We start from the raw sequence: 25,243 nt of genomic DNA on the forward strand, positions 1-25,243 counted from the left end.
CCCGCGATGGCGCCAGTACAGACAACGCAGACTGACTTAGTCTTCCAGCAACTCTTCAGCCTGACCCAGGATGTTTTCCAGGGTGAAACCGAACTCTTCGAACAACGCTGGCGCCGGCGCCGACTCACCGTAGGTGGTCATGCCGATCACACGGCCTTCCAGGCCCACGTACTTGTACCAGTAGTCGGCGTGAGCCGCCTCGATGGCGATACGCGCACTGACCTGCAACGGCAACACCGATTGCTTGTAGCCGGCGTCCTGGGCTTCGAACACGCTGGTGCACGGCATGGACACAACGCGAACGTTGCGGCCTTGCTCGGTCAGCTTGTCGTACGCCTGAACGGTCAGGCCCACTTCGGAACCGGTGGAGATCAGGATCAGCTCCGGCTCGCCGATGCAGTCCTTGAGCACATAACCGCCACGGCTGATGTCGGCGATCTGCGCGTCGGTACGCACCTGGTGCTGCAGGTTCTGACGCGAGAAGATCAGCGCCGAAGGGCCGTCCTTGCGCTCGATAGCGTGCTTCCAGGCCACGGCGGATTCCACCGCGTCGGCTGGGCGCCAGCAATCCAGGTTCGGCGTGGTGCGCAGGCTGGTCAACTGCTCGACCGGCTGGTGCGTCGGGCCGTCTTCGCCCAGGCCGATGGAGTCGTGGGTGTAGACATGGATCACGCGCTTCTTCATCAGCGCGGCCATACGTACGGCGTTACGTGCGTATTCCATGAACATCAGGAAGGTCGCGCCGTATGGCACCAGGCCGCCGTGCAGGGACACGCCGTTCATGATGGCGCTCATGCCGAACTCGCGCACGCCGTAGTACATGTAATTGCCGCTGGCGTCTTCGGCCGAGACACCTTTGCAACCCTTCCACAGGGTCAGGTTGGAACCGGCCAGGTCAGCCGAACCGCCGAGGAACTCAGGCAGCAACGGGCCAAAGGCGTTCAGGGTGTTCTGGCTGGCTTTACGGCTGGCGATAGTCTCGCCCTTGGCCGCGACTTCAGCGATGTAGGCCGAGGCCTTTTCCGAGAAGTCGGCAGGCAGGTCACCGGCCAGGCGGCGTACCAGCTCGTTGGCCAATTCAGGGAATTCGGCGGAGTACGCAGCGAAACGCTGGTCCCACTCGGATTCAGCCGCCAGGCCTTTTTCCTTGGCATCCCATTCGGCGTAGATGTCTGCCGGGATTTCGAACGGGCCGTGGTTCCACTTCAGTGCTTCGCGGGTCAGGGCGATTTCCGCGTCACCCAGCGGGGCGCCGTGGCAATCTTCTTTACCTTGCTTGTTCGGCGAGCCGAAACCGATGGTGGTCTTGCAGCAGATCAGGGTTGGCTGCGCGCTCTTGCGAGCGGTGTCGATGGCGATCTTGATTTCTTCCGGATCGTGGCCGTCGACGTTGCGGATCACCTGCCAGTTGTAGGCTTCGAAACGCTTTGGCGTGTCGTCGGTGAACCAGCCTTCGACTTCACCGTCGATGGAGATGCCGTTGTCATCGTAGAACGCAATCAGCTTGCCCAGGCCCAGGGTACCGGCCAGGGAAGCGACTTCGTGGGAGATGCCTTCCATCATGCAGCCATCACCCAGGAATACGTAGGTGTGGTGGTCAACGATGTCGTGGCCAGGACGGTTGAACTGCGCGCCCAGGACTTTTTCCGCCAGGGCGAAACCAACCGCATTGGCCAGGCCTTGGCCCAGGGGACCGGTGGTGGTCTCGACGCCCGGGGTGTAGCCGAATTCCGGGTGGCCCGGGGTGCGGCTGTGCAGCTGACGGAAGCTCTTGAGGTCGTCGATGGTGACATCGTAGCCGGTCAGGTGCAGCAGCGAATAAATCAGCATCGAGCCGTGGCCGTTGGACAGCACGAAGCGGTCACGGTCGGCGAAAGACGGGTTGCTCGGGTTGTGTTTCAGGTAGTCACGCCAAAGTACCTCGGCGATATCCGCCATGCCCATCGGGGCACCGGGATGGCCGCTGTTGGCTTTTTGCACGGCATCCATGCTGAGGGCACGAATGGCGTTGGCACGCTCACGACGGCTGGGCATCGCTGATCTCCTGGAGTTTGCTGAAAAGAAACGGAAAAAAGGACCGGCATTTTCCCTCAGCCACCGCCTGCGGGCAATGACAGATAGTCACTTGAGGGCGTTTTTCCTGTGCTTTGGGCATCAATCCCTTGCAGAAACCTTTAACCGGTTCGTCTAAAGGTTATAGCGACAGCTTATAACCGCCACTTATCGTTCAATATCAAAACTTTTTGATATTGGCCTTGCGAGGATCTACACCCGTCACTAGACTGCTGGCCTTATGAACCTACCCGTGCCCTCCCTGCGTCCTGACGACGGCGATGAACTGGCTGCCTTGTGCAAGGCCGCTGGCGATCCGTTGCGCTTGAACGTACTGCGCGCACTGGCCAACGATTCTTTCGGGGTACTGGAGCTGGCGCAGATCTTTGCCATCGGCCAGTCCGGCATGAGCCACCATTTGAAGGTGCTGGCCCAGGCCGACCTGGTGGCCACCCGTCGCGAAGGTAATGCGATTTTCTACCGGCGTGCACTGCCCCATACCGAACTGCTTGGCGGCAAATTGCACGCTGCCCTGCTCGAAGAAGTGGATAACTTGTGCCTGCCCGGCGATGTGCAATCGCGTATCGGCCAGGTGCACGGGCAACGCGCCGCCGCCAGCCAGGATTTTTTCTCACGGGTGGCCGATAAGTTTCGCGCCCAGCAGGATCTGATCGCCGGCTTGGCCCAGTATCGCGAAAGCGTACTGGCGCTGCTGGACAAGCTGAGCTTCAGTGAAGAGGCCACGGCCTTGGAAGTCGGCCCTGGCGACGGCGGTTTCCTGCCCGAACTGGCGCGTCGCTTCGAGCAGGTCACCGCGCTGGATAACAGCCCGGCGATGCTTGAACTGGCGCGTCAACTCTGTGAGCGCGAAGCCTTGGGCAATGTGCGCCTGCAGCTGGCCGACGCCCTGAGTGACACCGGCCTGCGAGCCGATTGCGTGGTGCTGAACATGGTCTTGCACCATTTCGCCGCACCGGCAGAAGCTCTCAAGCAAATGGCCGGGTTGCTGCACCCCGGCGGTAGCCTGCTGGTTACGGATTTATGCAGCCACAACCAGAATTGGGCCAAGGAGGCCTGCGGTGATCTCTGGCTGGGTTTTGAACAGGACGATCTGGCCCGTTGGGCCACCGCTGCGGGACTCGTTCCCGGGGAAAGCCTCTATGTAGGTTTACGTAATGGTTTCCAGATTCAGGTCCGCCATTTTCAGCGACCGGCTGGCGACACTCACCATCGGTAAATATCAGGAAAACATCGAGATGAGCGAATACTCCCTTTTCACCTCCGAGTCCGTGTCTGAAGGGCATCCGGACAAAATCGCCGACCAGATTTCTGACGCGGTGCTGGACGCTATCATCGCTGAAGACAAGTTCGCCCGTGTGGCGTGCGAGACGCTGGTGAAAACGGGCGTGGCGATCATCGCCGGCGAAGTTACCACCACTGCCTGGGTCGACCTCGAGCAGATCGTGCGTGACGTGATCACCGACATTGGCTACAACAGCTCCGACGTCGGCTTTGACGGCGCAACCTGCGGTGTGATGAACATCATCGGCAAGCAGTCCCCGGACATCAACCAGGGCGTTGACCGGGCCAAGCCTGAAGACCAGGGCGCCGGCGACCAAGGCCTGATGTTCGGCTACGCCAGCAACGAAACCGACGTACTGATGCCCGCGCCGATCACCTTCTCGCACCAGCTGGTACAACGCCAGGCCGAGGCGCGTAAATCCGGCGTACTGCCATGGCTGCGCCCTGACGCCAAGTCCCAGGTGACCTGCCGCTACGAAGGCGGCAAAGTCGTGGGCATCGACGCCGTCGTACTGTCGACCCAGCACAACCCAGACGTGTCCTACGCCGACCTGCGTGAAGGCGTGATGGAACTGATCGTCAAGCACGTGTTGCCTGCCGAACTGCTGACCAAGGACACCCAGTTCCACATCAACCCGACCGGCCAGTTCATCATCGGTGGCCCCGTGGGCGACTGCGGCCTGACCGGCCGCAAGATCATCGTCGACAGCTACGGCGGCATGGCCCGTCACGGCGGTGGTGCATTCTCCGGCAAGGACCCTTCCAAGGTTGACCGTTCTGCGGCTTACGCCGGTCGTTATGTGGCCAAGAACATCGTGGCTGCCGGCCTGGCCGAGCGCTGCGAAATCCAGGTTTCCTACGCCATTGGCGTGGCCCAGCCTACGTCGATCTCGCTGAACACCTTCGGCACCGGCAAGATCAGCGATGACAAGATCGTCAAGCTGGTGCGTGAGATCTTCGACCTGCGCCCTTACGCAATCACCACCATGCTCGACCTGCTGCACCCGATGTACCAGGAAACCGCAGCCTACGGCCACTTCGGCCGCACCCCTGCGCAGAAGACTGTGGGTGATGACACCTTCAGCACCTTCACTTGGGAAAAAACCGACCGCGCCAACGACCTGCGTACCGCCGCCGGCCTGTAATCGTTCGCGGTAAATAGAGCCCCGCCAGGTCTGCCTGGCGGGGCTTTTTGTTGCCTGCAGGACCACTTCAGGCTTTTTTGGATCCAAGGCTTGCAGGCCAAATGATGGCCCACTAGAATCCGCGCCCTCTCGGGCCCTTCACCTTATTTGGATATTGCACTGCGCCCGCCCGGGATGGATAAGCGCGCAGGCAATCGAACATTGAGGTTTTCATGCGCATTTCCACGCTCGCCCCTGCCGCCCTTCTGCTCAGCCTGTTCACCCTGTCGGCCCAGGCCGCTGACCTGAACGCTCTGAGCGGCGCCCTGAGTGCCCAGCTCGGTGGCGGCAATGCCGGCGACTGCCAGCAGCAACCCAAAGACCTGCAAGCCAAGATCGACGCGGCCAATGCCAAGAACGATCTGCTGAAAGTGCGGGCGTATGAGGCTGCGCTGGAGCAGGTCAACAAAGCTTGCAACAAACTCGCCGACAGCCAGGCAAAAGTCGACGCCAAGCAGCAGAAGCAGCAGGCCAAGGCTGAAAACAATGATGCTGTGAAGGCCTTGGGCGGCCTGTTCAAGTAAACAGAAATACCCGGTAAAAAGCCCCGCTCGGTCGGGGCTTTTTTGTGGGCGCGCGGATCACTTAGGCTGGCCCCCCTTTTCGAGCAAGGATGCTCATGATGCACGTATTACTGGCTGTTCTCATAAGCGCCGTACCAGCCTGGGCCTGGGCCGAAACCTGCCCCGATGACGTTCACTCACAGCTGGAAACCCTGTCCAGGCAAATCCAGCAGTGGGACGACAGCTACCATCGACAGGGCCAAGCCCTGATCAGCGATGAGCTCTACGACCAGGCCCGCAGACGCCTGGCGCATTGGCAAGAATGCACTCGCGAGCAGACACCCAAGCCTGATAACCCGCTGGCCAGTGCGCGCGGTACCTTACCTCACCCGGTCGCACACACTGGCCTGCAAAAGCTGCCGAGCGAGCCCGCCGTCAGTGACTGGCTCAGCACTCGACGGAATGTCTGGGTTCAACCCAAGGTCGATGGCGTTGCGGTGACACTGGTGTATCGCAAGGGCCGCTTGCATCAGCTCATCAGTCGGGGCGACGGCCTGCTTGGCCACGATTGGTCAGCCTCCGCCGCCAAGATCCCCGGCATTGTCCAACAGTTGCCCGACGCCGTTGATGTGGTGCTGCAAGGCGAACTCTATTGGCGCCTCAACCACCATGTGCAATCGCTCAAGGGCGGGCTCAATGCACGCAGCAAAGTGGCTGGCCTGATGAACCGTCGTCGGTTGAGCGATGCCGAGGCTGCCGGGATCGGCCTGTTCGTCTGGGCGTGGCCAGACGGCCCGACGGATTTCACCGAACACCTGGCCACCTTGGCGCGCTGGGGCTTCACCGATAGCCAACAGTACAGCCAACCCGTCAGCACCATCAGCGAAGCTGCGCATTGGCGCACGCATTGGTACAACGCGCCATTACCCTTCGCCAGCGACGGCGTGGTGCTGCACCAGGCTGCGCGAGCGCCCGCCGAGCGCTGGCAAGCCAGTGCGCCCTACTGGTCGGTTGCCTGGAAGTACCCGGCTATCAAGGCACTGGCCCTGGTGCGCAAGGTCGAGTTCAGGGTGGGACGTACCGGGCGTATTACACCTATCCTCGAATTGGAGCCCGTACGGCTGGATGATCGGCAGATCAGCCGAGTGAGCGTCGGCTCCCTGAAACGCTGGCAAGCCCTGGATATCCGCCCCGGCGATCACGTGTCGATCAGCCTGGCGGGCCAGGTCATACCGCGACTGGACGAGGTGATCCTGCGCAACGAGACACGCGTGGACGTGCAGGTACCCAACGCTCAAGACTTCCACGCCTTGAGCTGCTGGCAACTGGACCCTGGCTGCGAAGACCAACTGCTCGCCCGCCTCACCTGGCTGAGCGGTAAACACGGCCTGGCCTTGCCCCACATGGGGCGCGAAACCTGGAACGTATTGATCCAGGCCGGTCTAATCGCAGGCTTTCTCGATTGGTTGACACTTGATGCGGCCGAGCTTGCTACCATTGAGGGCTTAGGCGAGCGTACCCGTGCGCGGGTGCTCGACAGTATTCAAAGCGCCCGGCAACGCCCTTTTTCACTATGGCTCAAGGCCTTGGGCGTGCCGCCGGCGGCGCGCAACAACCTGGAAGGAGACTGGCAGACGCTGGTCGCCAAAGACACTCAAGCCTGGCTGGCCTCAGATGGCATCGGCCCGGGACGCGCGGCGCAACTCAGCGCTTTTTTTCGCGACCCGCAGGTACAAGCCTTGGCTGAAACATTACGCGGAGCCGGGATAGATGGGTTTTGATCCCCTCCGCCACCTGATTGCGAACCTGGAGTCTTATATGAAATTTCTCGCCCCCTTTGCCTTGCTGACCTTCGCGAGCTTCATGGCCACGCCGCTGTTGGCCGCCGAAGACGCACAACCCCTCACCGGCTGCGCCGCCAAGCGCCAGGCCATCAGCAGCCAGATCGAACAAGCCAAGGCCCACGGCAACAGCGCGCAACAGGCTGGCCTGGAAAAAGCCCTGGCCGAAGTTACCGCCCACTGCACCGATGCCGGCTTGAAGAAAGAACGTGAAAACAAGGTGCTCGACGCCAAGCACGAAGTCAGCCGCCGTCAGGCCGACCTCGACAAAGCCATGAAAAAAGGCGACCCGGACAAGATCAACAAGCGTAAGGAGAAACTGGCCGACTCGCGTAAAGAGCTGCAGGACGCAGTGGAAGAACTCGACCAGTAAAACCGATCAATGATCGCGGAACTGTTTATGGCAGGCGCTACAGGCATCTTCAACTTTTTGCACCGCAGGTTGAAGGCTACTGGCTTTATAAGGTTGCACCTGGCTGGCGATCACCAATTCACCGGTGGCCGCCTCAAGTTCGCGGGCCAGTTGCTGGAACTGCGCCTGTTTTTGCCACACATCATCTTTGGCACTGGTGTGGTCTTCTTCGCGTACGCTCGGGAAATGTTTCCACGGTTCATGGGACAACGCATCCAGCTTGACCGCACCCTCGGCGAACTTGGCGCCATCAAATGGGATACGTCCGCGCAGCATGCCGCCCAGGTCTTCACCGGTCTTGAGCATCTGCTTGAAGATCGCCTTGCGCTGGCCCAGGGGGGAATTGGGATCAACACCGCCACAGGCAGACAAAGCCAGGCAGGCCAGCGATACAACGGTCAGTTTTTTTAACATCATCATGGCTTCAAGGTCACGGGAAACGGCGGCCAGTATCCTCGCACCGCCCACAAAGACCAATAGCCCTATTAATAATAAGGTTGCCCGGATGCAGTGAAGCGCGGGCAATCTTTTCAGGAATTGCTTGCATGAATGTCACCTTCAAACCCTGGGGCCGCAGCCTGGCTTGGGCTCTGCCAATGTTTGCGCTACTGGCCGGCTGCGATGCCGGTAAAGACACCGATAAAGAAGTTGCCCAGGAGCCAACCAAACCTCACGCCGTTGCCACCTATGTGAGCGCACCATGGGAAGCCCTGCCGAGCGTTTCCGACAGCGACTTGCTCGCCGGGTTTGAATCCTGGCGCAGCGCGTGCCAGCGTCTCAAGGCCGACCCGATCTGGGGCCCGACCTGCGCGACAGCGGCCAGCGTACCGGGCGATGCCGTAGCGGTTCGTAGCTTTCTCAAGGAACACCTGGATGTCTTCGGCCTGCGTTCGGCCAACAACACGCCAAACGGCTTGATCACGGGTTATTACGAGCCGGTCTACCCCGGCAGCCTGACCAAGACCGCCACCGCCCACGTGCCGGTATACGGCGTGCCGGACGACCTGATTGTCGTCAACCTCGACAGCATCTACCCGGAGCTCAAGGGCAAGCGCCTGCGCGGGCGCCTGGAAGGCCGTGTGCTCAAGCCGTATGACGACGCCAGCACCCTAAACAGCCAAGGCTCTACCGCCAAGCCGATCGCCTGGCTGACCGACCCGATGGACCTGCAGTTCCTGCAAATCCAGGGCTCGGGGCGTATTCAACTGGCCGGCGGGCGTCAACTGCGTGTGGGTTACGGCGACCAGAACGGCTACCCGTACCGCCCTATTGGCCGTTGGTTGGTGGAACAAGGCGAACTGAAAAAAGAAGACGTGACCATGGGCGCCATCAGCGCCTGGGCCAAGGCCCATCCGCAGCGCATTCCAGAACTGTTGGCGAGCAACCCCAGCTACGTATTCTTCAGCGCCCGCCCCGACAGCAACGAAGGCCCGCGCGGTTCGCTGAACGTGCCATTGACCGCTGGCTACAGTGTGGCAGTGGATCGCAAGGTGATTCCGCTGGGCAGCCTGTTGTGGTTGTCGACCACCAAACCAGACGGCACGCCACTGGCACGCCCCGTCGCCGCGCAGGATACCGGCGGCGCAATCACCGGAGAAGTGCGCGCAGATCTGTTCTGGGGCACAGGCAATGCCGCAGGCGAGTTGGCGGGGAATATGAAACAGCAAGGGCAGATCTGGATGCTGTGGCCCAAAGGCGCGGCGTTGCCCCAGGTGCCGGATGCGCCTGCCGGAACCTGACAATCACTGGCGCTTTTTTTAGGAGCGAGCTTGCTCGCGAAAAACGCACAGGCGCCGCGCTTACTCAGGAAGCACGCGTTATCGTTGACGTTCTTCGCGAGCAAGCTCGCTCCTACAACACCCCTTACATCGAAACGAAGAAGAAACTCGCAATCAACGCCATACCCACGGCCCACACCAGCGAACGCAAGATCGCCCAGTCCGCCAGGTAGCAAATGATGTACAGCAGGCGGCTGGTGATAAACAGCACTGCCAGCACGTTGATCGTCACCAGTTCGGCGTTGCCGGCCAGGTGCGCAATGATGACTGCAGCGGCAAACGCCGGGGTCACTTCGAAACTGTTGAGTTGCGCGCTATGAGCACGCTTGGCGACGCCTTCCAGGCTATCGAGGAAGGCACGCGGGTCGTGGTTATCCCGTGGCCCGAACTTGCCTGTGCTGAACTTGGCCACACCGGTGCAAATGTACGGCAGAAAGATTGCGATCAATACACACCATAAAGCGACTGTCATCACCGATTCCTTTTAGTTTTATCCGACGGTTAGAGTTTCATCACCAACATGCCAATCAACACCAACCCACAGGCTATGAGCCGTGGACGGCCAAAAGGTTCTTTCAAGTAACGCATGCCGAACAGCACCACCAGAATCACACTGACTTCGCGCAGCGCGGCGGCTTCGGCAATCGAGCCCAACTGCATGGCCCAAAGTACCAAAGCGTAGCTCAACAACACGCACAGCCCCACGCTCAAGCCCAACCGCCACTGGGTGCGCCAGAACAGGCTGAAGGCCGCACGCTTGCGCACCAGCGCCAGCAACGGAAACGGCCAGGCGCTGATCAGCGTCAGCCACACCAGATAATCCAGCGGATGCGACCAGCGCCGCAGCGCCTGCCCGTCCAGAAAGGTGTAGCAGCCGATGCACAGACCAATCAATACCACCACCGGTAGCATCGACCAGGGCAACCGGTCACCGCCGCCGCCCTGCCACAGCAGGCACACCATGCCGAACGGAATCAGCAGAATCCCCAGAATCTGCTGGGTATTCAATACTTCGCCGGCAAACACCAGGGTCAGCACCAGCACCACCAGCGGCGACAAACCGCGCATCAACGGATACACCAGGCCCAGGTCACCCACCCGATAGGCCTGGATCAACAAATAGCGATAGAGCAACTCAAACAACGCAGAAGCAATGATCCACGGCCAGATGTCCAGCGGCGGCCAGGACACGAAGCCCACCGCGAATACCACGAACAGCAGTGCCACACTGTCCATGCAGGCAATGACTAAAAGGCGCTCGCCACTGAACTTGATCAAGGTGTTCCACGTCGCATGCAACAGCGCCGCTACCAGCACCAGGGCTGTCGCTACCACCAGAACCTCCTTAATTGATACGTCATGTAACAGCACCTGTTTATACTAACTACCGATTCGACGCACCCCGTGCGCCTATATTTCCCTGCTCCAAGGACCCCGGATGCTTGAACTTGTCGCCGCCTTCATCTGCCTCACCACCCTGCTCACTTATGTGAACTTCCGCTTCATCGGCCTGCCGCCCACCATTGGCGTGATGGTCACCGCACTGTTGTTCTCGCTGATCCTGCAAGGCCTGAGCGTGCTCGGCTACCCAGGCCTGGAAGAACGTATCCAGCAGTTGATCGGCCAGATCGACTTCGGCGATTTGCTGATGAACTGGATGCTGTCGTTCCTGCTGTTCGCCGGCGCCTTGCACGTCAACTTGAACGACTTGCGCAGCTACCGCTGGCCCATCGGCCTGCTGGCAACCTTTGGCGTATTGATCGCCACCGTGGTCATCGGCAGCCTGGCGTACTACATCTTCGCCCTGTTTGGCTGGCACGTGAGTTTCCTTTACTGCCTGCTGTTCGGTGCCCTGATATCCCCTACCGATCCCATTGCGGTGCTCGGCGTGCTACGGACCGCCAATGCCTCCAAACCGCTGAAAACCACCATCGTCGGCGAATCGCTGTTCAATGACGGCACCGCCGTGGTGGTGTTTACCGTACTGCTGGGTATCGCGCAGTTGGGTGAGACGCCCACCGTGAGCGCCACGGCCATGCTGTTTGCCCACGAAGCCATTGGCGGCGTGCTGTTTGGCGGGCTGATCGGCTATCTCGTGTACCTGATGATCAAGAGCATCGAACAGCACCAGATCGAAGTCATGCTGACCCTCGCCCTGGTGATCGGCGGCTCGGCCATGGCCTCGGAGCTGCATGTGTCCGCACCGATTGCGATGGTGGTCGCGGGGCTGATCATCGGCAACCTGGGGCGCAAACTGGCGATGAACGACATGACGCGTCGCTACCTGGATGGTTTCTGGGAACTGCTCGATGACATGCTCAATGCCTTGCTGTTTGCGCTGATCGGCATGGAGCTGCTGCTATTGCCATTCAACTGGCTGCACGTGTTCGCGGCCAGCCTGCTGGCAGTGGCGATCCTGCTCTCGCGCCTGCTGACCGTGGCCCCGGCGATCCTGTTGCTGCGCCGTTGGCGCACGGTACCGCGCGGCACTATCCGTATCCTTACCTGGGGTGGCTTGCGCGGCGGGGTTTCGGTGGCACTGGCCTTGGCCCTGCCTCTGGGCCCGGAGCGTGACTTGTTGCTGAGCATCACCTACATCGTGGTGCTGTCTTCGATCCTGTTGCAGGGGTTGAGCATCGGCAAGCTGGTCAAGCACGTGACCCGGGACGAACCCCAGGCCACGCCTGAGCATCACTGATCCTTGTTGATCTGCTGCGGATGCCTCGGGTCCGCAGCCTTTTTACCTGGCAGGCTGCTTTCGCTGCGAACCTGCGCATGGCTGATCAACGCGAAGATGAAACTGCCGCCGATGATGTTGCCGGCCAGGGTCGGCCCGGCGAAGACCAGCCAGAAATCCTTCCATGGCAACTCGCCGGCAAATACCAGGTAGGACACTTCGGCTGAACCGACGACGATATGGGTGAAGTCACCCAGAGCCATGAAGTAGGTGATCAGAATGATGATCCACAGCTTGGCACTCTCCATCGACGGGATCATCCAGACCATGGTGGCGATCATCCAACCGGAGACGATGCCCTTGGCGAACATCTGCGCGGGGTCGTTCTCCATGACCTTGCGCCCGATCTCGAGGAAGGCCAGGTCGGTCTTGGTATCGAAGATCGGCAGGTGCAGCATCACGTATGCCACCAGCAAGGTGCCACACAGGTTGCCCACCAGCACCACTGACCACAGCCGCAACAGACGCCCGGCATTCGCCAGGGTTGGCTTGCTCATCACCGGTAGCACGGCGGTCAGGGTGTTTTCGGTAAACAGTTGCTGGCGTGCCAGGATCACCGCGAGGAAGCCCGCGCAGTAGCCGAAGCTGGCAATTACCTTGAAGGCTTCGCCCTCAGGCAGGCGTGAATTGAGCAGCCCCATGGCCATCAGTGACAAGCCCATGGTCAGCCCGGCTGCCAAGGCCGACCACCACAACGCGGCGACACTGCGCTCCAGCTCCTGGTCGCCCTGGGTACGAATGATTTCGTGCAATACCGCTGCGCGGGGCGGCTGGTTCTTGTCGACGTCCTGCTGCTCTTCCTGGGACAGGTTGGGGGTCTTGCCGTCTTCTTGCGTAGCCATGGTGATACCTGAACGGGGGGCGATGTTCAGGTACGACCTATGGTTGATGAAGAGCGTTCACTGGTCCTGCGCGGGATTACTCGCTGAGGCCGTCTTCCTGGAACTGATCCTTGACGTACTTGATCTCTGTACGGCCGTGAGGCGCGGGCAAACCGTCTTCGCCGAGGTTGACGAAGACCATTTTTTCTACCGTCAGGATGCTTTTGCGCGTGATCTTGTTACGCACTTCACAGGTCAGGGTAATAGAGGTACGACCAAACTCGGTGGCCGTGATCCCCAGCTCGATGATGTCGCCCTGGCGCGAGGCGCTGACAAAGTTGATTTCCGAGATGTACTTGGTGACCACGCGCTGGTTGCCGAGTTGGACAATGGCGTAGATGGCCGCTTCTTCGTCGATCCAGCGCAACAGACTGCCGCCGAACAGTGTGCCGTTGGGGTTGAGGTCTTCGGGTTTTACCCATTTGCGGGTGTGGAAGTTCATGGTCACTCCAAAGCGTCTTGCCAAATGATAGGCAACATCATGGCAGAGCAAGGACCCAAGCTCTATGAACCATTAGCTATCAAGCCCATGAACGATCTTCATGCCGCCGACAGAAAGGCTTGGGAAGTGCCGCTTACACGGCTATAATCGCCTCCGCTTCAAAACGGTCATCTTCGATTGATACCGTTCTCCCGCCACCTGTCCGAGGGGCGCTGCAGCAGGTTCAACCTGTCAGGCTCGGATGGGGCGTTGTCCGGCCTGGTTGCCCTGGCCTGATACTAAACGCACAACGGCGCCCATTCGCACACTACGAATGGAGGCTCTCTATGAGCGCTGTAATGACGCCTGCAGATTTCAACGACTACAAAGTCGCCGACATGTCCCTTGCTGCCTGGGGCCGTCGCGAAACCTTTATCGCCGAATCCGAAATGCCAGCCCTGATGGGCCTGCGCCGCAAGTACGCCGCTGAGCAGCCGCTCAAGGGCGCCAAGATTCTCGGCTGCATCCACATGACCATCCAGACTGCCGTGCTGATCGAAACCCTGGTTGCTCTGGGTGCCGAAGTGCGTTGGTCGTCCTGCAATATCTTCTCGACTCAAGACCAGGCCGCTGCCGCTATCGCTGCTGCCGGTATCCCGGTATTCGCCTGGAAAGGCGAGACCGAAGAAGAGTACGAGTGGTGCCTGGAGCAAACCATCCTCAAAGATGGCGCGCCTTGGGATGCCAACATGATCCTTGACGACGGCGGCGACCTCACCGAGTTGCTGCACAAGAAATACCCGCAGATCCTCGACCGCGTCCACGGCGTGACCGAAGAGACCACCACCGGCGTACACCGCCTGCTGGACATGCTGGCCAAGGGCGAGCTGAAAATCCCGGCCATCAACGTCAACGACTCGGTGACCAAGAGCAAGAACGACAACAAGTACGGCTGCCGTCACAGCCTGAACGATGCGATCAAGCGCGGCACCGACCACCTGCTGTCGGGCAAGCAAGCCCTGGTGATCGGCTACGGTGACGTGGGCAAGGGCTCGTCCCAGTCCCTGCGTCAGGAAGGCATGATCGTCAAGGTCTCCGAAGTCGACCCGATCTGCGCCATGCAAGCCTGCATGGACGGTTTCGAAGTGGTTTCGCCGTTCATCAACGGCCAGAACGACGGCACCGAAGCCAGCATCGACAAAGCCCTGCTGGGCAAGATCGACCTGATCGTCACCACCACCGGTAACGTGAATGTGTGCGATGCGAACATGCTCAAGGCCCTGAAGAAGCGCGCCGTTGTCTGCAACATCGGTCACTTCGACAATGAGATCGACACCGCTTTCATGCGCAAGAACTGGGCATGGGAAGAAGTGAAGCCGCAGGTACACAAGGTTCACCGTACCGGCGCTGGTGATTTCGACCCACAGAACGATGACTACCTGATCCTGCTGGCCGAAGGCCGCCTGGTGAACCTGGGCAACGCCACTGGTCACCCAAGCCGCATCATGGATGGCTCGTTCGCCAACCAGGTGCTGGCGCAGATCTTCCTGTTCGAACAGAAGTACGCCGACCTGTCGCCAGCCCAGAAAGCCGAGCGCCTGACTGTGGAAGTACTGCCGAAGAAACTCGACGAAGAAGTGGCCCTGGAAATGGTCCGCGGCTTCGGCGGCGTGGTGACTCAACTGACCAAGACCCAGGCCGACTACATCGGCGTGACGGTTGAAGGCCCGTTCAAGCCGCACGCTTACCGCTACTGATCGGCCTTGCTGGCGCCGGCTCTTCTGTGGGAGCCGGGCTTGCCCGCGATGCAGACGCCTCGGTGTTCCAGTAACACCGAGCGGATGCTATCGCAGGCAAGCCAGCTCCCACAGAAAGCCAGGCACCCGCATCGATTGTGTATGCCTTCCAGGCTTTCGAGTTTCCAAGGGTATGACCATGTCCCAAGACCGTCGCTACAGCTTCGAGTTCTTCCCGACCAAGACCGATGCTGGGCATGAAAAACTGATGGCAACTGCCAAGCAGTTGGCCAGCTTCAGCCCTGACTTCTTCTCCTGCACCTACGGCGCTGGCGGTTCGACCCGTGATCGCACGATCAACACCGTGTTGCAGCTTGAAAGTGAAGTCAAAGTTCCCGCCGCTCCGCATTTGTCCTGCGTGGGCGACAGCAAGGCCGACCTGCGTAGCCTGCTGACCCAATACAAAGCCGCCGGCATCAAGCGCATCGTTGCCCTGCGTGGCGACCTGCCATCGGGTATGGGCATGGCCAGCGGTGAGCTGCGCTACGCCAACGATCTGGTGAGCTTCATCCGCGAAGAAAGTGGCGATCACTTCCATGTCGAAGTAGCCGCTTACCCGGAGATGCACCCCCAGGCGCGCAATTTCGAAGACGATTTGCAGAACTTCGTGCGCAAGGCCAATGCCGGCGCCGACAGTGCGATCACCCAGTATTTCTTCAACGCCGACAGCTACTTCTACTTCGTCGAGCGTGTACGGGCGATGGGCGTGAACATCCCGATCGTGCCGGGCATCATGCCGATCACCAATTACAGCAAGCTGGCGCGCTTCTCCGACGCCTGCGGTGCCGAGATCCCGCGCTGGGTGCGCAAGCAACTGGAAGCCTATGGCGATGACGTCAAAAGCATCCAGGCGTTCGGCGAGCAGGTCATCACCGAGATGTGTGAGCAATTGTTGCAAGGTGGTGCACCAGGGTTGCATTTCTATACCCTGAACCAGGCTGAACCCAGCCTTGCCATCTGGAACAACCTCAAGCTGCCACGTTAACGCTTGACCGGTTGTACCAAGGCCCTCGTTCTGACGAGGGCCTTTGTCGTTTTACGTTACCCACGGAACCCCGCAGTCCATGAATACAGTGCCCTCGACGTCCCGCCCGCAACTGGTCTACCTGGTCTTCGGCGCCGACACCTACCATCAGGAAGCCGTATTCAGCATCGCCAGCGCACTGGCATTCCTGCAGGACACGCCGGACGCGAACATCGACATTCAGGTATTCAGCGACAACCCCGAACCCTATCGCTTGCTGCCGGTGCGCGTCCGCCCGCTGGACGAGGCCACCCGCAAACGCTGGAGCGAGCCCCACGGCTATCACTTTCGCACCAAACACGTGGTGCTGCGCCAGGTGCTGCAAGAATCCCCGGTAGCATTGCTCATCGACACCGACACCTTCTTCCATCATTCGCCCATGGCCCTGTTCGAACGCGTACAGCCCGGCACCCTGCTGTGCAACGCTTTCTACACCAAGTACGGCGACAATCACGAAAGCATCCTCTACACCGCCCTGCGCCAGCGCCTGCTGGACATGGGCGTGGCCGACGATGACATGATGACCCTCAACTCCGGCGTCATGGGCCTGACCCAACAGGATGCGCACATCCTCGACCACTCCATCGAGTTGATGGATGAACTGTTCCCCCACGCCCAGGGCGCCTACACCCTGGAAGAGTTCTGCCTGTCCATCGCCGCCTACCGTACCCTCAAGGTGCGCGAGTGCCCGGACCTGATCCACCACTACTGGAGCCGCAAACAGCTGTTCCGGGCCAAGGTCAAGGCGTGGATCGCCAAGCACGCCAGCGCGCCCACCAGTGTGCAAGCCCTGGCCGATACGCGCCAAGTCTCCTCGCACCTGCCGCGCCCGCCGCGTTTGCAGCGTTTGATGTACAAGCTGATCACCCTGCTGCTGCCCAAGCATCAGCAACAGTTCATCCGCGAGATTCTCTACGGCTGCTACGAACACGAAAACGAGTTCGACCAGGCGTGCGGCCCGGTTTGGTGGGACAAGGCCCGACAAAACCAGGAAGAACGCCAGAAGCGCCCGATTGATGCCCACCAGTTGGAACACTGGTTCGCCAACCCCGTGGTGCGTTTGATTCTGGGTGAGCGCCGGGCCGCGATCCACGAACACCTGCTGAACGCTCCCGCGAAGTAAGACCGCCCGCCAATGCGCGTGCCAGAGCTTCTCTTTCTTCGGGGAGCGTCGTAACCTCAGGGTATGCCCGTCCTCTTCAAGCTGTTGACCGCTGTGCTGTTTTCTTGCCTGAGCCTGGCCGCTCATGGCGAGAAACTGCGCATTGTCACCGAACCCTGGGCGCCCTATGTCTACGAAGACAACGGCACCATGGCCGGCCTGGATTATGAAACCACCCTGATCGTGTTCCAGCGCCTGGGGGTGGAGGTGCAATGGCAGTTCCTGCCCTGGAAGCGCTGCTTGGCGATGCTCGAGCAGGGCCACGCCGACGGCGCGCTGGATATCTTTCACAGCCAGGAGCGCGACGCGTTGCTGCTCTATCCCAGCGAGCCGTTGTCGGAAGTCGAATTTGTCTTGTTCTATGCCAACGAACGCCCTCACCCCGCCGCCACGCTCGACGACCTGCGCGGCCTGACCGTTGGCGTTTCCCCTGGCTACCTTTATGGCGACGCGTTCAGTAAGTCCAACACCTTCCAGCGCGAACCCGCCCCCAGCCATGAAGCCAACTTTGGCAAACTCATGCTGGGGCGCGTCGATATGGTGGTGACTGACCGGCGCGTGGGGCACCACGTGCTCAAGGCCCTGGGCCTGGAAGGTAAAGTCAGCCAGGCATCGGTGGTGGTCAGCCGCCAGCAGCAATTTCTTGCGGTACGCCGTGGCGCAGGCATGGACCTGCTGGTGCAACGCTTTGCCGCCGAGCTCAAGCGCTTCAAGCAAGAGCCCGCCTATGCCACATTGAGCGCCAAATATGGCCGGATGCACGAGCAAACGGCACCCATACCAGCCCCCGAACACGCCGTTGAGCAGCAGGAAAGCAGCGCGCAGTGATTGCTCTGTTATACTGCGGCCTTTCCGCCAGGCTTACGCCCGGCCGCTCGGGTCTTGAAAACGGCACCCAACCCAGCTACTGCGCAGCTTTGCAGCCCGCGCGAGCCGGTGGAGTGCCCGCCAGACGCAGCAGGACCGGACGGGGTTGCGCTCCCCTAAGCGCCATTCACGCCCGGCAAGATTATCCCTTTGGGCCAAGCCCTAACTAAAACAGGATTACTCATGTCCTTTGCTTCCCTCGGTCTCTCCGAGGCTTTAGTCCGCGCCATCGAGGCAGCGGGCTATACCGAGCCTACTCCGGTGCAACAGCGGGCCATTCCCGCCGTGTTGCAAGGTCGCGACCTGATGGTCGCGGCTCAGACAGGTACTGGTAAAACCGGCGGTTTCGCCCTCCCGATCCTAGAGCGGTTGTTTCCCAACGGTCACCCGGACAAATCCCAACGTCACGGCCCGCGCCAACCGCGTGTACTGGTCCTGACCCCAACCCGCGAACTCGCCGCTCAGGTGCACGACAGCTTCAAGCTGTATGCCCGCGACTTGAAGTTCGTCAGCGCCTGCATCTTCGGCGGCGTCGGCATGAACCCTCAGGTTCAGGCCATGTCCCGTGGCGTCGATGTACTGGTGGCCTGCCCGGGTCGCTTGCTCGACCTGTGCGGCCAAGGCAGCGTCGATTTGTCCCACGTGGAAATCCTCGTGCTGGACGAAGCCGACCGCATGCTCGACATGGGCTTTGTCCATGACGTGAAAAAGGTCCTCGCCCGCCTGCCGGCCAAACGTCAGAACCTGCTGTTCTCGGCAACGTTCTCCAACGACATCACCGCCCTGGCCGGCAAGCTGCTGCACAACCCGGAGCGCATCGAAGTCACGCCGCCCAACACCACGGTCGAGCGTATCGAGCAACGCGTGTTCCGCCTTGCCGCCAGCCACAAGCGCTCGCTGCTGGCGCACCTGATCACCCAGGGTGCCTGGGAACAGGTGCTGGTGTTCACCCGCACCAAGCACGGCGCCAACCGCCTGGCCGAGTACCTGGACAAGCACGGCCTCACCGCCGTCGCCATCCACGGCAACAAGAGCCAGAACGCGCGCACCAAAGCCCTGGCCGACTTCAAGGCCGGCAGCGTGCGTATCCTGGTGGCCACCGATATCGCCGCACGCGGCCTGGATATCGACCAGTTACCACACGTGGTCAACTTCGAGCTGCCAAACGTCGATGAAGACTATGTGCACCGTATCGGCCGTACGGGCCGTGCCGGTCGTTCGGGCGAGGCCATTTCGCTGGTCGCGCCGGACGAAGAAAAACTGCTGAAAAGCATCGAGCGCATGACCAAGCAGAAAATCGCCGATGGCGACCTGATGGGCTTCGATGCCAGCGCCGTGGAGGCCGAGAAGCCAGAAGCGCGCGAGCGTCCGGATGTGCGCAACCCGCGCAACCCACGTGGTCCAAAGGGCGATGGCCCGAACGGCGGCGGTGGTGGCGGTGGTCGTCGCGACAAAGGCAAGGACAAGGGCAAGGAAAAATCCGCGACCAGCAGCCGTGGCGAACGCCCGGCCCGTGAGCAGAAGCCCCGTGAAGGCACCCCGGCCCGCGAACAGCGCCAGCCGAGCCAGCCGCCACGCGCCGCGGCCGACCGCGCCCCGGACGAGTTCCTTGACGACGATATCGATAACTTCGGTAACCGCGTCGACTACGTGCCCCAGGCCAAGCCGGCCCAGGGCCGTGGCCGTCGTCCAGGGGCTCCTGCCCAGGGCGCAGGCGCTCCACGTAGCGGCCAGCCACAGGGCGGTCGCCAGAACGCCCCGCGTAACAGCAGCGGCGGCACCACCGGTACCCCGCCTGCCAAGCGCAGCGGCCCGCGCAATGGCGCACCGCGTGACGGCCAGGCCCGTCGCGAAGATTCACGCAGCAACAACCGCCGCCCTGCCCGTGACGATCAGCCTCGCTCGTCCGAGCCTGCAGTACAAAACCCACGGGGTGGCCCGGCGCCGAAGATCATCCACAAGGAGTCGAAAGCGGATCGCTTCCCGACACCTGAGCAGTTGGATCAACTGCCAGGCCGCCCTCGTGGTGAGAAACCAGCGCTGCTGACTCGCAACCGCGAAGCATAAAAAAAACCCGTATCGTGAGATACGGGTTTTTTTTGCCTGTAGGAGCTAGCTCGCGAAGGTCGTCAACGATAACGCGGGCATCCTGGTTTAACGCGGTGTCCTTGCGGCCTTCGCGAGCAAGCTCGCTCCTACATACGAAGCATTACTTCGCTTTCACACCTTCAAACGTGATGTACAACTGCACGTTGTCAGACTGTGGACCTACGTCCATGCCGTCCTTGTTGAATTCCTTGCGGCTGATGTTGGTGGTGCCTTCGAAGCCGGCACGGTAGCCGCCCCATGGATCCTTGCCTTCGCCCAGGAACGTGGCTTTGACCAGGATCGGCTTGGTCACGCCGTGGAAGGTCAGGTCCCCGGTCACATCAGCAGTCAGCTTGCCATCAGCATTTTTGCCAGTTGGCTTGACGCTGGTGGAAACGAACTTGGCATCAGGGAATTTGCCCGACTCCAGGAAGTCCTTGCTGTTGACGTGCTTGTCGCGCTCGGCGTGGTTGGAGAACACGCTGGCAGTACGCACGTTGACTTCAATCTTGGCGTCTTCGGGCTTGGCGGCGTCAAAGCTGAACTTGCCATCCAGGTCCTTGAAGGTACCGGTGATGTAGCTGTAACCCAGGTGGCTGATTTTGAAATCGACGAAGGCGTGCTGGCCTTCCTTGTCGATCACGTAGTCAGCGGCCATCGCCGAACCTGCGGACAGCAGGGCAGAACCGATTGCCAGCGCAGCGAGTGTTTTTTTCAACATGCTTTCTATTCCTTGTGAGTCGAGGTTGAACATCAGGCTTTGCGTCCCAGCATTCGCGCAAGGGTCGCATCACGATCGATAAAATGGTGTTTCAGTGCCGCCACGCCGTGCAAGCCAGCGAAGACCACCAACACCCAGGCGAGGTACAGGTGCACCCAACCGGCGGTATCTGCCTGGTCCGGTAGACCGGAAACCACGGCAGGAATTTCAAACAGGCCAAACACCGGGATACCGACACCGTCTGCGGTGGAAATCAGGTAACCGGCAATCATCACGGCAAACAGCCCAACATAAAGAAATGCGTGCCCAAATGCGGCACCGATCCGCGTCATGCGGCTATAGCTGGCCAGCGGCGGAGGCGGCGGACTGACCAGGCGCCAGACGATCCGTACCAGCATGATGGCGAACAGCGTGATGCCAATGCTCTTGTGCAAGTCGGGCGCATCTTTGCGCCAGGCGCTGTAGTAATCGAGTCCGACCATCCACAAGCCCAAGGCAAATAAACCGAACACCACCAGGGCTACACCCCAGTGCAGAACCATGCTGACCCAACCATAGCGGGCCGGCGAATTACGTAGCTGCATGTACTTAATCCCGTAAGAACTGTGCCCAAGACTAGCGCTTTACCTATCGAATTAAAGCGGAAAATTTTGCTTTGAAATATCGAAAAATACGATAACGAGGCTAGGCATCATAAATTAACAAGGGATTAAGACTATCCCTGGGAAACGTGACAGACCGTCCTGCATTTACCGCGAATTTCCCCACAATGGCTTGTGACCCAAGCCACCATTGCATAGGCTTGCGCGATTGTTTCGCCTGCGCCCGCCGCAGGACCGCTTCGAGGAGATCACCGATGGGCTTGAATAACCAGTGGATGCAACGCGACCTCGCGGTGCTGTGGCATCCCTGCACCCAGATGAAAGACCACCAGCAATTGCCCCTGGTGCCCATCAAGCGCGGTGAAGGCGTATGGCTGGAAGACTTCGAAGGCAAGCGCTACCTCGATGCCGTCAGTTCCTGGTGGGTCAACGTATTCGGCCACGCCAACCCGCGGATCAACCAGCGTATCAAGGATCAGGTCGATCAGCTGGAGCACGTGATCCTCGCCGGTTTCAGCCATCAACCGGTGATCGAGCTGTCCGAACGCCTGGTCGCGATGACGCCCGAAGGGCTGACCCGCTGCTTCTACGCCGATAACGGTTCGTCCTGCATCGAAGTGGCGCTGAAGATGAGCTTCCACTACTGGCTCAACCGCGGCCAGCCGAACAAAAAGCGCTTCGTCACCCTCACCAACAGCTACCACGGCGAAACCATCGCCGCGATGTCGGTGGGCGACGTGCCGCTGTTTACCGAGACCTACAAGGCGTTGCTGCTCGACACTATCAAGGTGCCGAGCCCGGACTGCTACCTGCGCCCCGAAGGCATGAGCTGGGAAGAACACTCGCGCAACATGTTCCTGGCGATGGAGCAGACCCTGGCCGAGCATCACGACACCGTCGCTGCCGTGATCGTCGAGCCGCTGATCCAGGGTGCCGGTGGCATGCGCATGTACCACCCCGTGTACCTCAAGCTGCTGCGCGAAGCCTGCGACCGCTATGGCGTGCACTTGATCCACGACGAGATCGCCGTGGGCTTTGGCCGCACCGGCAGCATGTTCGCCTGTGAACAGGCCGGCATCCGCCCGGACTTCCTGTGCCTGTCCAAGGCGCTCACCGGCGGTTACCTGCCACTGGCCGCCGTGGTCACCACCGAAGAGGTCTACAGCGCCTTCTACGACGACTACCCGACCCTGCGTGCCTTCCTGCACTCCCACAGCTACACAGGCAACCCGCTGGCCTGTGCGGCAGCGTTGGCGACGCTGGATATCTTTGAAGAAGACAACGTCATCGAAAACAACAAGGCCCTGGCCCAGCGCATGGCGACCGCCACCGCGCACTTGGTCGACCATCCTCACGTGTCCGAAGTGCGCCAGACCGGCATGGTGCTGGCCATCGAGATGGTGCAGGACAAAGCCACCAAGGCCGCCTACCCGTGGCAGGAGCGCCGTGGCCTGAAGGTCTTCGAGCACGCGCTGGAGCGCGGGGCGCTGTTGCGGCCACTGGGCAGCGTGGTGTATTTCCTGCCGCCGTATGTGATTACCCCGGAGCAGATCGACTTTCTGGCCGAGGTGGCCAGCGAGGGGATAGATATCGCCACCAACAGCAAGGTCAGTGTGGCGGTGCCCAAAGATTTTCACCCGGGCTTCCGTGATCCGGGTTGATTGCCGAAATCCTTGTAGGAGCGAGCTTGCTCGCGAAGGCATTCCAGGCGCACCGCTGCGTCGGATGTACATTTTTCGCGAGCAAGAACTAGGCGTCCCCCTCGCTCCTACATAAACAACCTCTTCAGAGAACAGACATGAGACTGTCCCGCTTTTTCACCGACACCCCGCTGAGTCTCGGTGACCACGAACTGCCCGAAGCCCAGGCGCATTACATCAGCCGTGTGCTGCGCATGAGTGAAGGCGATGCCGTGCAATTGTTCGACGGCTCCGGCCAGGAGTTTCGTGGCACCTTGCTGGAAGTCGGTAAAAAACGCGTCACCGTGCAACTCACGGATAGCTTTGCCGGCCAGGCCGAATCGCCCCTGCATATTCACCTCGGCCAGGGCCTGTCCCGGGGCGAGCGCATGGATTGGGCGATCCAGAAGGCCACTGAACTGGGCGTCAATGCCATCACACCGATCTTCAGCGAGCGCTGCGAAGTGCGCCTCAAAGACGAACGCGCCGACAAGCGCTTGCTGCACTGGCGCCAGGTGGCAATCAGTGCGTGTGAGCAATGTGGGCGTTCGACGGTGCCGGTGATTCACCCCCCGCTCTTGCTGGCAGACTGGCTCAAGCAAACCGAGGCGGATTTGAAGCTGGTGCTGCACCCGGTGGCAGAACCGATGATCAGCCACGCCAAGCCATCGAGCCTGGCGTTCTTGATCGGCCCCGAGGGTGGGCTCACCGACAATGAAGTCGAGACCGCCCAGGGCGCCGGCTACCACGCCGCTCGCCTCGGCCCGCGGGTGTTGCGTACCGAGACCGCGCCCGTCGTCGCACTCTCCGTCGCCCAACAACTCTGGGGCGACTTCTAACCTCACCCTGTAAACCCAATCAACTGTAGGAGCTGGCTTGCCTGCTCCCACAGTTTTATCGGGTTACCCCAGGCTTACTCCACTGGGTCACTCACCGGCTTGGCGATGATCGCTTTCAACTCGCTGGTCATCGGGAACTCCAGGTTCAAGCCCTTGGGCGGAATCGGCTGCTCGAACCAGCGCTGGTAAATCCCGTTGATCTCTCCCGAGCGGTACAGCTCGCCCAGGGTTTCGTTGACCACCGCGAGAAACTGCGGGTCATCCTTGCGCACCATGCAGCTGTAGATCTCCCGCGACTGCTCCTCGCCGACGACCACCCAGTGATGCGGGTCCTTGGCCTTGGCGCGCTCGCCGTAGAGCAACGCGTCGTCCATATAGAACGCTACGGCCCGGCCAGTCTCGAGCATCTTGAACGCTTCGCCATGGTCCTTGGCGCTGATCACGAACATATTGGCTTTGTGTTCAGCGTTATAACTTTTGAGAAAGCGCTCATTGGTGGTGCCGGCAGTGGTCACCACATTCTTGCCCGCAAGGTCGGCAAAGCCTTTGATCCCGCTGTCCTTGGCCGTGAGCAACTGGCCCTTTACGTAGATAAACCCGTAGGAGAATGCCACCTGCTTCTGGCGCTCAGCCGTCACGCCGGTGGACCCGCACTCCAGGTCGACAGTGCCGTTCTGCACCAGCGGGATGCGGGTTTGGGACGTCACCAGGTTGTACTTCACCTTGAGGTCGCCCACTGCGGTTTTCTGCTGAATACGCTCGACAATCCTGTTTGCCAGGTCCACCGAGTAGCCCATCGGTTTACCACTGTTATCCCCCACGTAGGAAAACGGCACCGACGCATCGCGGTAGCCAAGGGTGATGGACTTGGCGCTGGCGATCTTGCTCAAAGTGCCCTCCAGTGGCGCTTCGGTTGCATGGGCCTGTGCGCTCAACAAAAGCCCCAGCGCGCAGCCGGTCAACAGGATTGTTTTCATTGTTATTCTCCGTGGGTCTTTGAGGTTATTTACGGACTGCAATCACGCTGATTTCCACCAGCACACTCGGCCGCGCCAGCTCTGCTTGCAAGGTAGTGCGCGTGGGCGCCATGCCTGGCGAGAGCCATGCGGACCAGACTTCATTCATCGGCGTAAAACCGGCAGCGATGTCCTTCAGGTAGATCGTCGCGTTGAGCAAGTGGTCCTTATCGCTGCCCGCCTCGGCCAACAGCGTGTCGATTCTGGCAAGCACTTCCCGGGTCTGGGTAGCCACATCCAGGCCGTCGCCCGGCACCTGGCCCGACAGGAACACCAGTTCCTTGAACGTCACGGCACCGCTGAGTCGTTCGTTGCTGTTGATTCGGGTAATGGTCATG

Annotated in this window: 24 protein-coding genes and 1 riboswitch; of the genes, 14 read left to right on the top strand and 10 right to left on the bottom strand. The window is 60.6% G+C overall.

Annotated features, from left to right (window positions below):
• Positions 1 to 36 precede the first annotated feature (36 nt).
• Positions 37 to 2,034 carry a transketolase gene (gene tkt, locus BT204_RS00785; protein WP_034128906.1) on the bottom strand — a complete coding sequence of 666 codons (1,998 nt, stop codon included), beginning with the start codon at positions 2,032 to 2,034 and terminating at the stop codon, positions 37 to 39.
• A 259-nt stretch (positions 2,035 to 2,293) separates the two neighbouring features.
• Here tkt and BT204_RS00790 point away from each other — a divergent pair, with 259 nt between their 5' ends.
• From BT204_RS00790 to BT204_RS00810, 5 genes are all read left to right on the top strand, one after another.
• A complete protein-coding gene (locus BT204_RS00790) occupies positions 2,294 to 3,289 on the top strand; it encodes an ArsR/SmtB family transcription factor (protein WP_054899040.1) in 996 nt (331 codons plus the stop codon).
• A 19-nt stretch (positions 3,290 to 3,308) separates the two neighbouring features.
• Positions 3,309 to 4,499: a methionine adenosyltransferase gene (gene metK / locus BT204_RS00795; protein WP_003194964.1), complete on the top strand. Its 1,191-nt coding sequence runs from the start codon at positions 3,309 to 3,311 to the stop codon at positions 4,497 to 4,499.
• A gap of 212 nt (positions 4,500 to 4,711) precedes the next feature.
• Positions 4,712 to 5,062 (top strand): DUF1090 family protein, encoded by a 351-nt coding sequence (locus BT204_RS00800; RefSeq protein WP_014720281.1) that lies wholly within the window; start codon positions 4,712 to 4,714, stop codon positions 5,060 to 5,062.
• Between the two features lie 95 nt (positions 5,063 to 5,157).
• Entirely contained in the window at positions 5,158 to 6,822 is a 1,665-nt protein-coding gene (ligB, locus tag BT204_RS00805; RefSeq protein ID WP_072445579.1) for an NAD-dependent DNA ligase LigB, read from the top strand.
• 37 nt (positions 6,823 to 6,859) lie between these two features.
• Positions 6,860 to 7,255: a DUF1090 domain-containing protein gene (locus BT204_RS00810; RefSeq protein WP_034129072.1), complete on the top strand. Its 396-nt coding sequence runs from the start codon at positions 6,860 to 6,862 to the stop codon at positions 7,253 to 7,255.
• Between the two features lie 6 nt (positions 7,256 to 7,261).
• Here BT204_RS00810 and BT204_RS00815 read toward each other — a convergent pair whose 3' ends face one another.
• Positions 7,262 to 7,711: a c-type cytochrome gene (locus BT204_RS00815; protein ID WP_072445580.1), complete on the bottom strand. Its 450-nt coding sequence runs from the start codon at positions 7,709 to 7,711 to the stop codon at positions 7,262 to 7,264.
• Between the two features lie 128 nt (positions 7,712 to 7,839).
• On the opposite strand from BT204_RS00815, the gene BT204_RS00820 reads away from it, so the two are divergent.
• The gene (locus BT204_RS00820) at positions 7,840 to 9,033 is read left to right on the top strand and encodes a murein transglycosylase A (RefSeq protein WP_072445581.1); all 1,194 of its coding nucleotides are present in this window, start codon (positions 7,840 to 7,842) and stop codon (positions 9,031 to 9,033) included.
• A 124-nt stretch (positions 9,034 to 9,157) separates the two neighbouring features.
• Here the strand turns inward: BT204_RS00820 and BT204_RS00825 are convergent, their stop codons facing one another.
• Both BT204_RS00825 and BT204_RS00830 read right to left on the bottom strand, forming a co-directional pair.
• Positions 9,158 to 9,544 carry an MAPEG family protein gene (locus tag BT204_RS00825; protein ID WP_034128911.1) on the bottom strand — a complete coding sequence of 129 codons (387 nt, stop codon included), beginning with the start codon at positions 9,542 to 9,544 and terminating at the stop codon, positions 9,158 to 9,160.
• 29 nt (positions 9,545 to 9,573) lie between these two features.
• Positions 9,574 to 10,407, bottom strand: coding sequence for an EamA family transporter (locus BT204_RS00830; protein ID WP_054899037.1), 834 nt, complete (start codon positions 10,405 to 10,407; stop codon positions 9,574 to 9,576).
• Between the two features lie 103 nt (positions 10,408 to 10,510).
• Here BT204_RS00830 and BT204_RS00835 point away from each other — a divergent pair, with 103 nt between their 5' ends.
• Positions 10,511 to 11,770 carry a cation:proton antiporter gene (locus BT204_RS00835; RefSeq protein WP_034128913.1) on the top strand — a complete coding sequence of 420 codons (1,260 nt, stop codon included), beginning with the start codon at positions 10,511 to 10,513 and terminating at the stop codon, positions 11,768 to 11,770.
• Here the strand turns inward: BT204_RS00835 and BT204_RS00840 are convergent.
• Both BT204_RS00840 and BT204_RS00845 read right to left on the bottom strand, forming a co-directional pair.
• Positions 11,764 to 12,651, bottom strand: coding sequence for a formate/nitrite transporter family protein (locus BT204_RS00840; RefSeq protein ID WP_034128914.1), 888 nt, complete (start codon positions 12,649 to 12,651; stop codon positions 11,764 to 11,766). The two genes, BT204_RS00835 and BT204_RS00840, sit on opposite strands and share 7 nt — an antisense overlap.
• A gap of 76 nt (positions 12,652 to 12,727) precedes the next feature.
• Positions 12,728 to 13,132 (bottom strand): acyl-CoA thioesterase, encoded by a 405-nt coding sequence (locus BT204_RS00845; protein WP_034128915.1) that lies wholly within the window; start codon positions 13,130 to 13,132, stop codon positions 12,728 to 12,730.
• A 198-nt stretch (positions 13,133 to 13,330) separates the two neighbouring features.
• Positions 13,331 to 13,437: riboswitch (S-adenosyl-L-homocysteine riboswitch) on the top strand.
• Positions 13,438 to 13,458: 21 nt separating this feature from the next.
• Here BT204_RS00845 and ahcY point away from each other — a divergent pair.
• The 5 genes from ahcY (at position 13,459) to BT204_RS00870 (ending at position 20,027) form a co-directional block, all read left to right on the top strand.
• Positions 13,459 to 14,868, top strand: a complete 1,410-nt coding sequence (gene ahcY / locus BT204_RS00850; RefSeq protein WP_034128916.1) for an adenosylhomocysteinase — start codon at positions 13,459 to 13,461, stop codon at positions 14,866 to 14,868.
• A gap of 178 nt (positions 14,869 to 15,046) precedes the next feature.
• On the top strand, positions 15,047 to 15,892 hold the full coding sequence (gene metF, locus BT204_RS00855) for a methylenetetrahydrofolate reductase [NAD(P)H] (RefSeq protein ID WP_034129073.1): 846 nt from the start codon (positions 15,047 to 15,049) through the stop codon (positions 15,890 to 15,892).
• Positions 15,893 to 15,971: 79 nt separating this feature from the next.
• The gene (locus BT204_RS00860; RefSeq protein WP_034128917.1) at positions 15,972 to 17,054 is read left to right on the top strand and encodes a hypothetical protein; all 1,083 of its coding nucleotides are present in this window, start codon (positions 15,972 to 15,974) and stop codon (positions 17,052 to 17,054) included.
• A gap of 63 nt (positions 17,055 to 17,117) precedes the next feature.
• A complete protein-coding gene (locus tag BT204_RS00865) occupies positions 17,118 to 17,921 on the top strand; it encodes a substrate-binding periplasmic protein (protein WP_034128918.1) in 804 nt (267 codons plus the stop codon).
• Positions 17,922 to 18,143: 222 nt separating this feature from the next.
• Positions 18,144 to 20,027 carry an RNA helicase RhlE2 gene (locus BT204_RS00870; protein ID WP_054897559.1) on the top strand — a complete coding sequence of 628 codons (1,884 nt, stop codon included), beginning with the start codon at positions 18,144 to 18,146 and terminating at the stop codon, positions 20,025 to 20,027.
• 142 nt (positions 20,028 to 20,169) lie between these two features.
• On the opposite strand, the gene BT204_RS00875 is transcribed toward BT204_RS00870, so the two are convergent.
• The gene (locus tag BT204_RS00875) at positions 20,170 to 20,769 is read right to left on the bottom strand and encodes a YceI family protein (RefSeq protein ID WP_014720298.1); all 600 of its coding nucleotides are present in this window, start codon (positions 20,767 to 20,769) and stop codon (positions 20,170 to 20,172) included.
• 32 nt (positions 20,770 to 20,801) lie between these two features.
• Positions 20,802 to 21,353, bottom strand: a complete 552-nt coding sequence (locus tag BT204_RS00880; RefSeq protein ID WP_014720299.1) for a cytochrome b — start codon at positions 21,351 to 21,353, stop codon at positions 20,802 to 20,804.
• Positions 21,354 to 21,625: 272 nt separating this feature from the next.
• Here BT204_RS00880 and BT204_RS00885 point away from each other — a divergent pair, with 272 nt between their 5' ends.
• Positions 21,626 to 23,032, top strand: coding sequence for an adenosylmethionine--8-amino-7-oxononanoate transaminase (locus BT204_RS00885; RefSeq protein ID WP_034128920.1), 1,407 nt, complete (start codon positions 21,626 to 21,628; stop codon positions 23,030 to 23,032).
• A gap of 137 nt (positions 23,033 to 23,169) precedes the next feature.
• Positions 23,170 to 23,889, top strand: coding sequence for a 16S rRNA (uracil(1498)-N(3))-methyltransferase (locus BT204_RS00890; RefSeq protein WP_054897560.1), 720 nt, complete (start codon positions 23,170 to 23,172; stop codon positions 23,887 to 23,889).
• Between the two features lie 74 nt (positions 23,890 to 23,963).
• Here the strand turns inward: BT204_RS00890 and BT204_RS00895 are convergent, their stop codons facing one another.
• Entirely contained in the window at positions 23,964 to 24,866 is a 903-nt protein-coding gene (locus tag BT204_RS00895; RefSeq protein WP_054897561.1) for a transporter substrate-binding domain-containing protein, read from the bottom strand.
• A gap of 25 nt (positions 24,867 to 24,891) precedes the next feature.
• Positions 24,892 to 25,242 carry a RidA family protein gene (locus BT204_RS00900; RefSeq protein ID WP_034128923.1) on the bottom strand — a complete coding sequence of 117 codons (351 nt, stop codon included), beginning with the start codon at positions 25,240 to 25,242 and terminating at the stop codon, positions 24,892 to 24,894.
• Between the last annotated feature and the right edge of the window lies 1 nt (position 25,243).

Origin of the sequence: Pseudomonas sp. NFPP02 (assembly GCF_900119355.1) — a bacterium.
In the GTDB taxonomy this organism is placed as follows: domain Bacteria; phylum Pseudomonadota; class Gammaproteobacteria; order Pseudomonadales; family Pseudomonadaceae; genus Aquipseudomonas; species Aquipseudomonas paracarnis.

Coding starts and splice junctions, on each gene's coding strand:
- tkt (WP_034128906.1), bottom strand. CDS start 2,034: ATGCCCAGCCGTCGTGAGCGTGCCAACGCCATTCGTGCCCTCAGCATG.
- BT204_RS00790 (WP_054899040.1), top strand. CDS start 2,294: ATGAACCTACCCGTGCCCTCCCTGCGTCCTGACGACGGCGATGAACTG.
- metK (WP_003194964.1), top strand. CDS start 3,309: ATGAGCGAATACTCCCTTTTCACCTCCGAGTCCGTGTCTGAAGGGCAT.
- BT204_RS00800 (WP_014720281.1), top strand. CDS start 4,712: ATGCGCATTTCCACGCTCGCCCCTGCCGCCCTTCTGCTCAGCCTGTTC.
- ligB (WP_072445579.1), top strand. CDS start 5,158: ATGATGCACGTATTACTGGCTGTTCTCATAAGCGCCGTACCAGCCTGG.
- BT204_RS00810 (WP_034129072.1), top strand. CDS start 6,860: ATGAAATTTCTCGCCCCCTTTGCCTTGCTGACCTTCGCGAGCTTCATG.
- BT204_RS00815 (WP_072445580.1), bottom strand. CDS start 7,711: ATGATGTTAAAAAAACTGACCGTTGTATCGCTGGCCTGCCTGGCTTTG.
- BT204_RS00820 (WP_072445581.1), top strand. CDS start 7,840: ATGAATGTCACCTTCAAACCCTGGGGCCGCAGCCTGGCTTGGGCTCTG.
- BT204_RS00825 (WP_034128911.1), bottom strand. CDS start 9,544: ATGACAGTCGCTTTATGGTGTGTATTGATCGCAATCTTTCTGCCGTAC.
- BT204_RS00835 (WP_034128913.1), top strand. CDS start 10,511: ATGCTTGAACTTGTCGCCGCCTTCATCTGCCTCACCACCCTGCTCACT.
- BT204_RS00840 (WP_034128914.1), bottom strand. CDS start 12,651: ATGGCTACGCAAGAAGACGGCAAGACCCCCAACCTGTCCCAGGAAGAG.
- BT204_RS00845 (WP_034128915.1), bottom strand. CDS start 13,132: ATGAACTTCCACACCCGCAAATGGGTAAAACCCGAAGACCTCAACCCC.
- ahcY (WP_034128916.1), top strand. CDS start 13,459: ATGAGCGCTGTAATGACGCCTGCAGATTTCAACGACTACAAAGTCGCC.
- metF (WP_034129073.1), top strand. CDS start 15,047: ATGTCCCAAGACCGTCGCTACAGCTTCGAGTTCTTCCCGACCAAGACC.
- BT204_RS00860 (WP_034128917.1), top strand. CDS start 15,972: ATGAATACAGTGCCCTCGACGTCCCGCCCGCAACTGGTCTACCTGGTC.
- BT204_RS00865 (WP_034128918.1), top strand. CDS start 17,118: ATGCCCGTCCTCTTCAAGCTGTTGACCGCTGTGCTGTTTTCTTGCCTG.
- BT204_RS00870 (WP_054897559.1), top strand. CDS start 18,144: ATGTCCTTTGCTTCCCTCGGTCTCTCCGAGGCTTTAGTCCGCGCCATC.
- BT204_RS00875 (WP_014720298.1), bottom strand. CDS start 20,769: ATGTTGAAAAAAACACTCGCTGCGCTGGCAATCGGTTCTGCCCTGCTG.
- BT204_RS00880 (WP_014720299.1), bottom strand. CDS start 21,353: ATGCAGCTACGTAATTCGCCGGCCCGCTATGGTTGGGTCAGCATGGTT.
- BT204_RS00885 (WP_034128920.1), top strand. CDS start 21,626: ATGGGCTTGAATAACCAGTGGATGCAACGCGACCTCGCGGTGCTGTGG.
- BT204_RS00890 (WP_054897560.1), top strand. CDS start 23,170: ATGAGACTGTCCCGCTTTTTCACCGACACCCCGCTGAGTCTCGGTGAC.
- BT204_RS00895 (WP_054897561.1), bottom strand. CDS start 24,866: ATGAAAACAATCCTGTTGACCGGCTGCGCGCTGGGGCTTTTGTTGAGC.
- BT204_RS00900 (WP_034128923.1), bottom strand. CDS start 25,242: ATGACCATTACCCGAATCAACAGCAACGAACGACTCAGCGGTGCCGTG.